Origin of the sequence: Mesorhizobium sp. M8A.F.Ca.ET.207.01.1.1 (assembly GCF_004794715.1) — a bacterium.
Lineage (GTDB): Bacteria > Pseudomonadota > Alphaproteobacteria > Rhizobiales > Rhizobiaceae > Mesorhizobium.
The window spans coordinates 1-375 of the sequence record NZ_SRUS01000207.1 but is presented as its reverse complement, the minus strand read 5'-3'; the positions used below and the strand labels follow the sequence as shown (position 1 = coordinate 375).

The window sequence follows — 375 nt, the reverse complement described above, 5'->3', positions numbered from 1 at the left end:
GCGGCCTGTACCGCTGGCGCAATGGCAGGCTGGCACGGGTTGGCCTGGAGCAGGGCATGCCGGTGGATGCGGTGTTCCAGCTGGTGCCCGATCGCCTTGGCAATGTGTGGATCAGCAGCAATCGCGGTGTGCTGCGCACCGACATGGCTACCCTCAACGCGGTCGCCGACGGCCGTACGCCGCGGGTGGTGGTGGAGCGCTACAACGAGATCGACGGCATGGCCAATGCACAGGCCAACGGCAGTTCCGGTCCATCGGCGATCCTGCGCCAGGATGGCACGTTCTGGGTGGTCACCGCCGGCGGCCTGAGCACGGTCGACCCGCAGCGCCTGCAGCGCTTGCGCGAGCGCCCGTCACCGCCTGCGGCGATCGAAA

The 375-nt window shown here is 68.8% G+C and carries 1 protein-coding gene; it reads left to right on the top strand.

The window, feature by feature from the left end; all coding sequences use genetic code 11:
* Positions 1-56 precede the first annotated feature (56 nt).
* Positions 57-375: hypothetical protein (locus EN850_RS34195; protein ID WP_210238029.1), on the top strand; the 319-nt coding region annotated here is incomplete at its 3' end.